Annotated in this window: 9 protein-coding genes and 1 pseudogene; 4 read left to right on the top strand and 6 right to left on the bottom strand. The window is 31.9% G+C overall.

The features are described from left to right. Positions 1-201: 201 nt before the first annotated feature. Positions 202-720, bottom strand: a pseudogene (locus CKJ95_RS23905) (peptidoglycan recognition protein family protein); the annotation flags it as partial. A 784-nt stretch (positions 721-1,504) separates the two neighbouring features. Then, positions 1,505-2,686 carry a glycosyltransferase family 4 protein gene (locus CKJ95_RS18190; RefSeq protein WP_099354851.1) on the bottom strand — a complete coding sequence of 394 codons (1,182 nt, stop codon included), beginning with the start codon at positions 2,684-2,686 and terminating at the stop codon, positions 1,505-1,507. A 276-nt stretch (positions 2,687-2,962) separates the two neighbouring features. On the opposite strand from CKJ95_RS18190, the gene CKJ95_RS18185 reads away from it, so the two are divergent. From CKJ95_RS18185 to CKJ95_RS18175, 3 genes are all read left to right on the top strand, one after another. Continuing rightward, complete coding sequence (locus CKJ95_RS18185; RefSeq protein WP_099354850.1) at positions 2,963-4,378, top strand: O-antigen ligase family protein; 1,416 nt, start codon at positions 2,963-2,965, stop codon at positions 4,376-4,378. A gap of 134 nt (positions 4,379-4,512) precedes the next feature. Beyond that, a complete protein-coding gene (locus CKJ95_RS18180; protein ID WP_218962758.1) occupies positions 4,513-5,694 on the top strand; it encodes a glycosyltransferase family 2 protein in 1,182 nt (393 codons plus the stop codon). Between the two features lie 3 nt (positions 5,695-5,697). Next, positions 5,698-7,170, top strand: a complete 1,473-nt coding sequence (locus tag CKJ95_RS18175; protein WP_099354848.1) for a lipid II flippase MurJ — start codon at positions 5,698-5,700, stop codon at positions 7,168-7,170. Between the two features lie 116 nt (positions 7,171-7,286). Here the strand turns inward: CKJ95_RS18175 and wecB are convergent, their stop codons facing one another. Together wecB and galU are read right to left on the bottom strand one after the other, a co-directional pair. Continuing rightward, positions 7,287-8,444 (bottom strand): non-hydrolyzing UDP-N-acetylglucosamine 2-epimerase, encoded by a 1,158-nt coding sequence (gene wecB / locus CKJ95_RS18170; protein WP_099354847.1) that lies wholly within the window; start codon positions 8,442-8,444, stop codon positions 7,287-7,289. Between the two features lie 24 nt (positions 8,445-8,468). Further along, on the bottom strand, positions 8,469-9,347 hold the full coding sequence (gene galU, locus CKJ95_RS18165) for a UTP--glucose-1-phosphate uridylyltransferase GalU (protein ID WP_099354846.1): 879 nt from the start codon (positions 9,345-9,347) through the stop codon (positions 8,469-8,471). A gap of 381 nt (positions 9,348-9,728) precedes the next feature. On the opposite strand from galU, the gene CKJ95_RS18160 reads away from it, so the two are divergent. Beyond that, positions 9,729-10,757 (top strand): acyltransferase, encoded by a 1,029-nt coding sequence (locus CKJ95_RS18160; RefSeq protein WP_099354845.1) that lies wholly within the window; start codon positions 9,729-9,731, stop codon positions 10,755-10,757. Positions 10,758-10,845: 88 nt separating this feature from the next. Here the strand turns inward: CKJ95_RS18160 and CKJ95_RS18155 are convergent, their stop codons facing one another. Both CKJ95_RS18155 and CKJ95_RS18150 read right to left on the bottom strand, forming a co-directional pair. Further along, positions 10,846-11,652: an SGNH/GDSL hydrolase family protein gene (locus CKJ95_RS18155; protein ID WP_099354844.1), complete on the bottom strand. Its 807-nt coding sequence runs from the start codon at positions 11,650-11,652 to the stop codon at positions 10,846-10,848. Positions 11,653-11,798: 146 nt separating this feature from the next. Further along, positions 11,799-13,817, bottom strand: a complete 2,019-nt coding sequence (locus CKJ95_RS18150) for a penicillin-binding transpeptidase domain-containing protein (protein WP_099354843.1) — start codon at positions 13,815-13,817, stop codon at positions 11,799-11,801. Positions 13,818-13,983 lie beyond the last annotated feature (166 nt).

Raw genomic sequence — 13,983 nt, 5'->3', positions numbered from 1 at the left:
TAGGGGTATCCAGGAACTTTGCCCAATATCGATCCATCCATTATTTTCCGCATATACTATATAAGGGATCTTATTTGTTATTCTTCCTTTGAAAGTCCCATTTGGGGAATCGTAGTAATTTACTCCATAACCATCTGGGTACTTGGAGATAGCAATGCCAATATCGATTCGATTAACTCCTACCTTGCCTTCCCAATTATTATAGTATTTACGGACATCTTTGATAAAATGCGCCCATGTTATCCCATTAGGGTTTAGCCAACTTTCGGGGTCAACCCTTCTTTCTGGATCAAGTACACTATGCTGAACTAAATGTTTTTCAGGAATCAAACCAAACTTATGGCAAAGATAAGCATTGTACCACACATATCTATCATAAGCCTGTTTAAAATCACCTGTCCTACACAACTCAACACCAATTGCTACATCATTTGCATCAGCCCCGAACATCCTGTTATCAACAGGTTTATTATAATTTACATGCCAAGCTTTTTCATCGAGTGGAATAATCTCCAATATTTTTTTATCATCTATGAAAGTGTGGGCTGAAGCACTAATACCATTCCTGTTAAAATATCGATAATGATCATCTGCATCGGCGTTATTGTTTGCTGTTTCATGGTTAACAACAAATAACACCTTATTTATTTTCTGACCAGAGCGTGATTTACCAAAAGAGATGTAATTTCTTTCAATTTGATATTTATTTTTTACTGCCATCATCTTCATCTCCTTTATAATATATTATGGATTTTTATATTTTTTGTACGGGTAGAAACCTCTCTTTAACATAAATTTAATAAAATTATCGCGGTTGAAATAGCATGTTACCTAAACTACATTTTTTAATCTTTACACCTATAAGTTCACAAGCAAAGAACTGGTTAATAAAGAGTGTATAGCAGAGGATGGTAAATCCATTCGTTTATCTCGATTGTGCCAAGATATGCCTCCACTGTTCAATAGTAACTTTACAATTAATTTAAGGAAAATTTACACTATATAAAAATAAGATTAATTAGTTGATATTAAAATGAGGTTTAGAAGAGAATAATTATTTGGAGGTACCTCATGGTTTTAATTAGAAAATTTTTTCTACATTTATTAATTCTGCTTTTAATTATCTTTGCTTGCTACAAGTTTTTAGAAGTAATCACAACATATTTTTATAACTTATGGCTGTGGTCATGATCTTTCTCTACAATTATAAAGCCTCTTTGTTTAAGCTTTTCAAACATCTTTTTAACCAATCGGTAACAAATATTTCTCCTACTCCATGCATGCAAAGGAACCGAACATACTCTTTACCATGGTGACTCAAATTTTCTTTGAACACCATTTTACAACTTCATTCGACCTATTTCCTTTTCTTTCTCCTCAGGAACCTTTTCCGTAAAGTGCAGTTACTTTAAATGGCACCTATTTTGTTCAAGATTAATAACGCTGCAACAATAAAAAAAAACGAAAAGAAGTGTTTAAACTACTTTTCGTTTTATAGAAGTAATTATTTAATTTTTTTACGCTCAATAGCCTTTTGATATATGGATTCATATTTAGCAGCTGCTGCTAAATGCGAATATTCTTCTTCAACCTTTTTTTGAGCATTTTCTGATAGTTTATTACAAAGTTCTTTATCATTTAATAATCTTATAATACTGTTAGCAAACTCAGTAACATTATCAGCATTTATCAACAACCCATCCTTTTCGTGCTCAAATATTTCTTTTAACCCACCAACTGCACCAGCAACTACCGGAGAGCCTGAACCCATTGCCTCTAAAGCGGATATTGATGTTGCTTCTTCAACCCCGTAGGAATGTACACTAGGTACGAGTACAATATCAGCAATTGAATATAAATTTTTCATTTTTTCGTGTTCAACTGAACCAAGCAACCTTACAGAATCCATCAACCCATTTTTTGTAATTTCATTTTGGATATTTTGTGATTGCTCTCCTGTACCAGCATAAAGTAAAAGGGTGTTTGGAAACTTTTCTAAAACATATTTCATCGCTAAAGTTGGATATATTACCCCATTTTTTTCTGTTAATCTCCTTGGCACTAACAAAATTTTCTTGTTTTCGGGAATATTAAACTCGTTACGGATCACCAATGGACTTTCACTAATATTTCTAAATGAATCTAAATTAATAAAGTTTTTTATGACATGTGTATCTACGCCTGCTAGTTTTTTAACATACTCATTAATTCTTCGATCAACTGCAATTAATTCATCTGAGTTCTGATAAGCTTCCTTTTCTATTTCCTTAATTTTAAGGTCTTCTGCACTATTTTCGACTATAGCCCCTCTACTGATTGCTTCATTAGCGTAATAACCGTGAACAGTACTAACTGTCGGTATACCAGTTTTAATAGAAGCATTCGCAGAGAATACATCCTGGGCATTAATAACATCATAATCTTGTTTTTGTTTTTTTATGTATGTATTAAGCAGTGTTCCACGCATTGTGTCATTTAATAGTTGGCCTTTCCCTTTTTGAAGCTTGTTTAAAACAAATCCAGGTCCTTGGGCTACCAATTTTTTTACGATTGGATTAATATTAGAAAAAGATAATACATCTACACTATGGCCTTTTTCTTCAAGACCAAGCTTCAACGTCTTTACATGGGTTGAAAGACCGCCTTCGTGTGGATAGTCAAATATAGTAGTAATCAAAATCTTCATTAAAATAATTCCTCTCTTTCGAAAATGGAAGTGAATAAAATTTTTATCACTTTTAGTCAATTACAAGGTGAATTTTTTAGCAACGAGTAATTGTTTTATATTTCTAAGGTTTGCATTCTATATTGGATTATATATTATATCTTTCCAATATCCAACTTTCTAAATTCCTAATTAAATGATTTACCTTTCCCAAAAAATAATGTAATCTTTATATGTTGTTAAAAATAATGACATTTTTCTTGGTTTTTTAGCAAAATTCACCATGGAGGTCAAGTAATGTTTCAAAAACTTAAACCTTATGTTTCAAAGTTCGAGCTTTTCTTAATTATTTTCATTACCCTACAACCTATAATTGATGTATTTACAACATATAGTTTAATGGTACTAAATATCAATATTACATTCGGAGTTATATTTAGATTTTTTGTACTTTTTCTCTGTATTATTTATCTTATCTATAGCACTATTCAAACAAAAAAAGTCTACTATTTGACATACCTATTTATTTTAAGTGCTGTTATTGGAATTGGGTTGGGGATAAACTTCTTTACAAAGCCTATTTTTTCTTTAGGTTTAGAGATCAAATTTATTGCTAAAGTAGTTTATTTCATTATTACATTGTTTACTTATATAATTGCTTTTACTTCATTAAGTAAAAGATTGGATCTCGAGAAAAAACTTATTAATTTCGTTTTATATTCATCTTTAATCATAAACCTTGTAATGATTATTTCTATCTTTACATCAACTAGCCTTACAAGTTACGATAGTTCAAAAGTTGGATACACTGGATGGTTTTTCGCTGGAAACGAAATTGGAGCAATCCTAGCAATTATATTTCCAATCGTGCTTCTTTATTCGATTAATAATACTTATGGTATGAAAAGTATAATAAACTGGATACCAACATTCTTTATGATTTTCTCTATGTTTGCAGTGGGTACTAAGGTAGGTTTTGCAGCTTGTCTACTAGTCTTATTACTTGCCTTTTTCATGGTAATAATAGATCTGTTTAAATCACGAAAAACAACTATGGCTAAGACATTGAGACTTAGAAGTACATTGTTACTATTAATTATTATACTGTTTATTGGGATAACACCATTTACTCCAATTTACAAAAATACAATTGTTCATTTAAACATTTTAGGAATTTCTTTAAATGTCGATACTGAACAGAATAATTCAAATAGTGAGCACCCTCCAGCAACAATAAATAACACCACTCCTAACCCACAGGAGCAGGAAATTACGAAAGAAAAAGTTGAGAATTTACTTTTAAGTAGTAGGGAAATCTACTTAGATAAATTACAAACTGATTTTGAAAATGCACCTTTACTTCAAAAATTATTTGGTATGGGATATGCCGGAAACTTTACTGAAGAGGCCAAAATGGTTGAAATGGATTTTTATGATATCTTCTTTTCATTTGGTATAATTGGTTTTACCGTTTTCTTTTTACCGCTATTAGTTCTTTTTATAAAAATATTGGTTGCAACATTTGCTAATTTCAACAAGATTTTCACTACAAAATACTTAATGTATTTTTCCAGTCTTTTATTAGCGTTAGGGATAGCATTTTCTGCCGGACACGTTTTAACAGCACCTGCAGTAAGTATTTATATTTCAGCTATATTGGGATATCTTGTAGTAGATCTTAAGTTATATGGAAAACTAACAAAACATAACTAAAGAACGGGAGAGAAATTATTCTCTCCCGTTTGTGTTAACCTTAGGCAAATTGATTCAAAAATTTTAATTGTTTATACTAAGAAAAGATTATTTCTTTATAATAATTTTTTTAAGAACAATAAAGGAAAGTGATGATGGTTTTTATGTATAAAATTTCTATACTTATGCCCACTTATAATGATGCTAAATACTTACCTATTAGTATAAAGACTATATTAAGTCAAACTTATGATAATTGGGAACTCATTGTTATAAACGATGGTTCTACGGATGAAACCGAAGAAATAGTTAGCTCCTATTCAGATTCCAGGATAAAATCCTCATTTCAAAAAAATAGCGGTCAATTAAATGCAGTTCTAACAGCATCTAAAGAAATAACAGGGGATATTGTACTGTTATTCCATTCAGATGATGAACTTGCACATGATAGAGTTTTTGAAGAAATAATTGACCAATTTACGAAAAATCCTAAAATAGAGGGACTATACGCCGATTATTTAACAATCGATCAAAACGGAAATAACTCAGGTACCATGAATAGACCTGATGAAATCATCAGTAATTACCTTATCAAGAAGATATTTTTCCATAAAGGTGATAATGTAATCGGGGATACATTTATTGTAAAAAAAGCTGTCTTTGATGAATACGTGCTTCCTAACTATATTTATGATAATACGATTTATTATATTAATTACAAAAACTTCACAATTCTTAATTTAAAGAAAATGGAACCATGGTACAAATACAGAGTGTTTGGGGAAAATTATATCCATAGTGAGGTAGGTAAATTTGAAGTAGCAAACGGGTGTTTCAGGACTATTTTCAAATACTTCTCGAACCATTTTACGATAAGTCCGCTTTTTGTTTATAATAACCTTTTTATGTATAAGGTTTTGAGAAAATTAAAATTCTATAAAAGTCTGTCTTTCCATCAAAATACTTCAATAGATAAAAACTTAGCAGTAAAGGTATATAAACTTTGGAAAAAAGAATTAATCGCGAATGATTATCCTGAGATTTCGATTAAACAGATTAATAAAATTATCCAATCTTTAAACAGTATAGATAAAGAGGACAAGCCATTATTTATTTCTGATGAAGAAATATCAAAAGTTGAATATAAATTCTACGGAAAAGATGCAAGGCGGTTTTATAATGAATATACGTCTAAAGAGCTTAATCATGTGTACATTCATTTACTTGAAAATGATTATGACCATATTGTAGTTGAAAACCATAAAAGTAAGAAATTTATTGAGGATGTCTTACGTTTCTATTCATTCTTTTACGATGTTAAAGTGCGAGGTAATTAATTAATGTTTGCTTCACTAATGAAAAAAAGCAATTTCAAACAGGCAGTAAAAGTAATATTTCTCTTTGATATATTTGTAAGAGGCATTCAGTTTATTAGAGAAGTTATTTTCTCAACATTTTACGGTTTTTCAAAAATTACTGATGCTTTTAATTTCACCGTTAACATTCTTGGAACACCAATAAATTTAATTGCAGATGCACTTTTAGTCGGAATTATACCGGCACTTAATAAGAAAGAGGACCTTCAGAATAGAGCAAATTATGTATATTCCTTAATAATTACTTTCTTTTTAATTATTACCACTTTATTCATTTTATTTTTTGTATTCTTTAATCCGTTAATGACATTACTTGCACCAGGTTTTGATAATGATACAATTTCGATAACGCTCAAATTTTCTCTTTTTTATTGTGCTATTGGTCTTTTTCTAGTACTTAACAGAATTATTGATAATTTTTTCAAGGCAGAAAAAGTCTTTGGTATAGCAAGCTATGCTAACTTAATTTCTTCTATAATAAGCATTATTATTTTGGTTATCCTTTATAAGACGACAATCTATGCAATTACCATAGGAATGTTAGTAGGGACTTTAATTTCATTTATTATTTTACTTAGAAAATTACCATTCAAGACTTTTACAAAGTATGACAAAGATGTATTAAAGCTCATTAAAAATTCCATACCTCTTCTAATTAGTGGAGGCTTAGGGGTAATAAATACATTTGTTGACAAATCATTTGCAACAATATTTGAGCCAGGGACTTTAACAATTCTTTCTTATTCCACGATGATAGTAATATTATCTAGTTCAATAATTACAAACGCAGTATCAGGTGCCTCATACTCATTTATAGCATCTGAAATATCAAAAAATGAACTTAAAAAAGCACAGACCAGAATATCTCAAATTAATTTATTCTTTGTAGCTATTTTCTCGGTAATTTCGATTTTGTTTATCTTATTTGGAAAGTTTTTCTTATCCTTACTATTTCTCAGGGGAAACATCACACCCAATGATATTGATTTAATGTACAAGATTACTCTAGTGTTTATCCCAATGTCTATTTTCACTTCAACTGGAACAGTAGTATTACAAACATTTTACTCATATAATAATACAAAAGTAACAACAGTTGTAAATTCATTATGTGTCCTTTTACACATTGCGTTAAACTTTATATTTATCGACCATTTTGGGGTATATGCTCTTGCGGGATCTACATTAGTTTCATCAATATTAGCTACACTTATAAATTCTTTATTGTTGGCAAAGAAATATAAAATAACAGCAATAAATATCAAGATGGCAGTAATTTCGTTACTTGTTGCCCTATTTACAGTTACGACTTTATTAAATTATATAATTTATATTAAATACGCCTTAATCATTTTAATAATCGTCTTATTTTTCATTATGTTTAAGAATGAGATTAAAAGCCTTAATATTAAAAGGTTTTTAAAGATGAAGGGTTAACACGTCTTTAGGGAACTGGCTTCTGGCCAGTTTTTAATTTTTTTACTTAAAAAAAGCTGATGTAAAAGAAACTAAAATCTCTTTTACATCAGCAAATTATATTCTTATTAAATTGATTATTTATCATCAAGGGGAACAAATGTCTCTGGTTTATCAGATCTTTTATTAAAGTGGTAAAGAATTGCTTGTACAATTCTATTTGAGGCACTTCCATCCCCATATGGATTTGAAGCATGTGCCATCCTTTTGTATTCCTCATTATTGATTAATAATTCATTTGCTAACGTGAATATTGTCTCTTCCTCAGTCCCAGCCAATTTTAATGTCCCTGCCTCAATTCCCTCTGGCCTTTCGGTAGTATCCCTTAATACGAGTACAGGTACTCCCAATGATGGTGCTTCTTCCTGAACCCCTCCTGAATCTGTCAAAATTAAATGAGCTCTTGAAGCAAAGTTATGAAAATCTAGGACACCAAGAGGCTCTATCAGATGAATTTTATGATCTTCTCCTAAAATTTCGTCAGCTACTTCTCTTACTGCAGGGTTTAAATGTACAGGGTAAACTACTTGAACATCATTATGTTTAGCAACTAATCGTTTTATCGCTTTAAACATATTTCTCATTGGTTGCCCCAAGTTTTCTCGACGATGAGCGGTTACTAAAATGAGCTTATCATTTCCTACTCTATCTAACACCTCATGTGAGTAAGTCTTCGAAACAGTAGTTTTTAAAGCATCAATTGCGGTATTACCTGTTATAAATATTGTTTCCTTATCCTTGTTCTCATTTAACAAGTTTTGCGCAGACTTCTTAGTAGGAGAAAAATGAAGATCAGCAATCACTCCAGTAAGTTGACGGTTTATTTCTTCAGGGAATGGTGAATATTTATTCCATGTTCTTAATCCAGCTTCAACGTGACCTACAGCAATTTGGTTATAAAAGGCTGCCAAACTTGCAACAAATGTTGTTGTTGTGTCCCCATGTACTAGAACTAAATCAGGTTTTACGTCTTTCATTACTTTATCTAAACCCTCTAGCGCTCTAGTAGTAACACCTATTAGAGTTTGTCGGTCTTTCATTACATTTAAGTCAAAATCTGGCTTAATCTTAAAAACCTCAAGTACTTGATCTAACATTTGTCTATGTTGGGCTGTTACAGTAACAATTGATTCAATTTCTTCTGAGTATCTTTCTAATTCAATAACAAGAGGAGCCATTTTAATAGCTTCTGGTCTAGTTCCAAAAATTGTCATAACTTTTATTCGCTTAGTCAATTAAAGCACCTTCTTTTAAATGTTTTATTTATCACTTACTATTTGTTTTAAGTGAGATAATAATTCTTGCTTGATATCGTTTCTTTGTAATGCAAAGTCCACTGTAGCTTTAACGAACCCTAGCTTATCTCCAATGTCATAACGTTTGCCTTCAAAGTAATGAGCTACTACATTTTGGGTTTCACTTAATATTTTAATAGCCTCGGTTAGTTGAATTTCTCCATTTTTATCTGGCTTCATTTCATAAAGAATGTCCATAATCTCCGGCTGAAGTATATATCTTCCCATAATTGCTAAATTAGAGGGGGAGTCATCTACAGATGGTTTCTCAACAAGTGTATTTACAAAAAATAATTTTTCTTCTGGCATTTGTGTACCATATCCAACTATTCCGTATCTAGATACTTGATTTTTTTCTACTTCTTGTACTCCCAAAACTGTACAACGATACTTATTAAATATCTTGATTAGTTGACCAATACATGGCTTTGATTGATTTTGAACAATGTCATCTCCCAATAAAACAGCAAAAGGTTCATTTCCAATAAAACTTCTTGCACAATATATAGCATGACCGAGTCCAAGTGGCTCCTTTTGTCTTATGTAGTGGATATTAGCTAAATTCGATATTTTTTGCACCTCCTCTAGTATATCCCATTTTTCTCTTTCTGAAAGTGTTTTTTCCAATTCATAAGATTTATCAAAATGATCTTCTATTGCTCTTTTACCTCGACCACTTACAATCATAATATCCTCAATACCTGATTTCACCGCCTCTTCAATTATATATTGAATAGTAGGTTTATCAACAATTGGTAGCATTTCTTTTGGTTGAGCTTTTGTTGCAGGAAGAAAACGAGTACCTAACCCAGCAGCTGGGATTATTGCCTTTTTTATTCTCAAAAGAATCACTCCAGTCTGATTTTTATAAATACCTAGGTCAACTTACTTACTTTGCCCTTTATAGTTTTAAGTTTCAAGTAATCAATTTTGGGTTTCTTTTTATATCATTACAATAATAGTAACATATAAGCGATCCCAATAACTTTACAGTTATAGTTCTTTTTATGACTATGTTAACTTTAATTCTATAAGATTATATTCATTTTATTTAGTAAGTATATTTATTTTTCAGTTTGTGATATCCTTTTCCAAGGAATCTCATCATTCGAGGATATTTAGATAAGGATACCCAACCCAAACATAACTATAACAATTTGGTAAAACAATCTATATAATTTATACTAATACTTGTATAGAACAAGGAAAACATGGAGGATAATAATGAATCGATTATTATATTTTGATTGGTTGCGTGCCTTTGCAACATTTGCAGTTGTAGCAATTCATGCAACAGCTGGTTATGTATCACAATTACACCCTGACCATGAAACGACTTGGTTTATCGGAAACTTCTTTGAAACAATATCACGTTGGGCAGTTCCAGCCTTTGTAATGATTAGTGGTGCTTTATTGTTAAAGGATCAAAGAGAAATGACAAGCTGGGATTTTTTCAAAAAGCGCGTAGGTAAGGTATTAATTCCATTTGTATCTTGGAGTATATTTTTCTATTTATATGGTTATTTTATGGGCTATTACCCTTTTTCTCTTAAAGAAGGAGTCAAACTATTTATTACAAATGGCATAATTGGCCACTTTTGGTTTTTTTACATGATTATTGGGCTATATCTAATTACTCCTCTACTAAAGATATTTGTCAAACATGCTCAAAAACAGCATATTGAATACTTTTTAATTCTTTGGCTGTACGCTTCAGTAGTAACAAAAATGACTAATTTCTTTTTCAGCATGAAATTTTCAATAGAATTATACTATGTAACAGATTATGTAGGATACTTCCTTTTAGGTTATTACCTTAACCAATTTGAAATTAAAAAAGTATGGAGAAAAGTTGCTTATACCGGATCAATTATTGGTTTTATCTCTACATTTTGGTTCACCTATTTATACACAGTAAACAACGAGGATGGAATTCTAAGTCAGTTTTGGTATGAATATTTTTCACCTACAGTTTTACTGAATATTGTCGGTCTATTTATATTCTTTCGCTATAATTTTAAAGAGAGGAGATTACCTCTTGTGATTTTAGCTATTAGTAAAGCAAGTTTAGGCATATATATTATTCACTATTGGCTGTTAAACAACTTTTTATGGAGGGTATTTCCCATCGTAGAGTCAACTTTTCATCCGATTTTTGTTATTCCGATAAATATTTTGATAACTTTCATTTTAAGTTTGATTATTATTTTAATTTTAATTCGTATTCCATTAATAAAAAAACTGGTACCTTAATTTTAAATAACCACTCTTTATAAAAAGGGTGGGTTAAATAAATGAATAGCTATAACTATAGCCAGCACCTTAAGGTGTTGGCTGTATTTTAATTATTATTCGCCGTGAAATACTTCAATAAATATTGTGCCCAAACTTCATGTCCTTTTTCACTTGGTTCACCATCATTTAAATACTCGATAATTTCTTTCGATTTATAGGCTGGCCACGCTTTCCAATGGTTGAGATATGTATAGTTGTTATCTTCTGCAAAGCCCTCTAACCTATCAATTTCATTTGGGTAATTTCTTGCATTATATAAAGGATTTGCTGGCTGAAGTAAAATAGATACATCAGGTAATTCCTCTGTAATCGTTCCCAAAATTTCAGTAATATTATTAAGCCTTCTTTCTATTGGAACTACATGACCATTATCGTAAAGAATAAATGGCTCAAATAATAAAATATCAGGAGAAAGCTCTATGATTTCACGATATAATTCCTCTTGTACTACCTGTGTCGATGTTTTATCTGCAATTTCTTTTATTTTAACGTTTAATACATCTTCACCATACGTTTTTTCTAATTCTTGCTTTAATAATGTTGGCCATCCGATAGGATCTTTTGGAGTCGAGTTTGAACCCGCAATGATAAGATTAACTGATGTACCATTTTGAGCGGCAGAAATCAACTTTGTTTGTATATCCTGTGGTAAATTCTTTGAATAATTCTTAACTTCTATTACTTTTTTCACATCATCTTGGTTTCCCTCTGTTACTGTTTTTACTAGAACATCAGGCTTTTCGGATTGAGCTATCTTCGCATTAGCTTCTATTTTGTTATTCCAATGCATCTTCCCTACAACAATGGCGGAAAAGGAAAGAATAACTACAACAATTACTATTAATTTTTTCAAAATTTAACCCCCTAAAAAACACGACTAATTTACTATATTATACATTAAAATTTTATATTTTTTAGCTTATATGGGTAATATATGAAGTATTTCCTCGGAAATTGTAATTAAAAAAAGAAAGCTGACGAAATTCGTCAGCTTTTTGTTTATTGTTTTAATATCGATTCAAATACCGCTTTTACCTTTGGGGTCACGTCATGACTACCGTTTTTGACATCCTCAACAAGCATTGCAACTAAAAGGCTTGGGTTTTCTGTATTTACCGCAACAAACAATCCGTTTTCTTTTCCGTCTTCATCTTTACTTGTTTTAAGCTCAGCTGTTCCTGTTTTTCCTGCTAATGTAATGCCCTCTATTTTTGCATCTCTTGCAGTACCATTAGAATTTTCGACAACTTGAACAAGGTCACCAAGAATGGTTTGCGCAGTTTCTGGAGTAATTACATTTTCCTTCCAAACTTCTTTTTCAGAGCCATCTAGGATAAGTTTTGGTTTTAATAAGTTTCCGGAATTTAATAAGGGTGTATAAGATATCGCTAAATGCACTGGACTCATTTCGAGCTGTCCTTGGCCATATCCTGTATCTGCAGTCAGTATCTCTGTGTTTAAACCTTCATTTGAGATTTTGGATTCATATAAAGGGTACTCAAATGGGAATGGCTCCCCAAACCCGTATTTATTGAGCTCCACTTCAAATTGCTCTCCACCAATTCCAAGTGCAGCTTGGGCAAAATAAATATTGTCTGAGTAAACAAATGCGTCCCTTAAGTTCACTGGTTTACCTGGATCACTAACTCTAGTTATTGAATAACCACCCCATGAACTATCTTTCTGCCACTGTTTTCCGTTAATATCAATCTTTGTTTCAGGTGTAATTACTTGATTCTCAAGTGCAATTCCTGCTGTGACTGGCTTAAAGGTCGAGCCAGGAGCATATGTTGCACCAAAACGATTAATTAACGGCTTTAATGGGTCTTCATTTAGGCGATTCCATTCTTCTGCCGATATCCCAAGAACAAAGGCATTTGGATCAAAGGAAGGACTACTTACGAGTGCTAATGTCTCCCCTGTTAACGGGTGGATTGCAGCTGCAGCGCCAGCGTTCCCCCCCAGTTGATCAAACGTTGTAAGTTGAACGTCAATGTCAATCGCTAAAGTAATCGTTTCTCCACTTTTTGCTTTCTTTTCAGCCAGAACAACTTCTCCTTCGCCATTTGCTTTTTTAATGAATACTTTTGCTCCTTTTTCTCCTCTTAGTCGATCTTCCAATACCATTTCAAGACCTTTTTTACCGACAACATCATTTGCTGAGTACCCTTTTTCTTCTAGTTTTTTCAAGTCTTCAGCCGTCACATTTCCGATATAGCCAATTAAATGAGCTGTTGCTTCTTTAAATGGATATACACGGGAATCAACTTTTTTGGACAGGACACCGTTCAGTTGAGTAACCTTTGTTGCAAGTTCTTGGTCCTGTAAAGACAACCTAATGATTGGTACGAAGTAGTCAGGTTGAACCCAGGATGCATTTAGTTTCTTTTCGATTGACTCAGGTGTTAGCTTTAGTAGTTCTGCCACGGTCGCAATAGTTGCATCCTTGTTTTCACCAAGATCCTTTGGAACAAGCCCGATTTCATATACTAGTCCATTTTCTGCTAGCGCTACACCATTTCGGTCAAGGATTTCCCCACGTGTAGGAGATGATAGCGTAATTCCTATCTCATCCCCTTCTTCCATATTCGGGAAAAACATCGAAGGTTCCCACCTGATTGCCCACTTTTTAACATCGTCGTTTTCTTCCATGACAAGAGTTGTTTTCTCACTAAAATCAATAGGTCCCGCAACTGTTTCCATTGAAAGATCATATGAAAAGGTAACTTGCCCTTGATCGTCCGGTTTTACTTCCTCTTCTGGTTTGTTGAAGGTAACGTTTAATTCATTTACTCCAACATCACTATAAATCTTGCCAAAACGCTCTACAAACTCATCCTTTTTTACAGTTTCTTTTACATCCTTTGAAAATTGGTTGTACACTTTTTCAAAGTCCTGTGATTCCCAATCCTTAATAAATGCTTCAAAGCGTTCTTCCGGTAGCGGATCCTTATTGCAGCCTGACAGCAGTACTATACTTAAAGTAAAGCTTATTAGTAACCACGTGTACCGTTTCAATTTCAGTTCCCACCTTTCTTTCTATTTCCAATTTTAGGTGATGTACTTATATTATAAATAATATTGTACATCTTTTGTCCTTGTTTTTTCACTTTTTTAACAAATAGGTCTAATTGTTCTTATTTCTTTTATTAACCTCTTTTTACTATTGATGAGACTTTAAGTT

This window comes from Fredinandcohnia onubensis (assembly GCF_002734285.1).
Lineage (GTDB): Bacteria > Bacillota > Bacilli > Bacillales > Bacillaceae_L > Ferdinandcohnia > Ferdinandcohnia onubensis_A.
The sequence above is the reverse complement of the archived record's forward strand: the minus strand, read 5'-3'. Positions and strand labels throughout refer to the sequence as shown.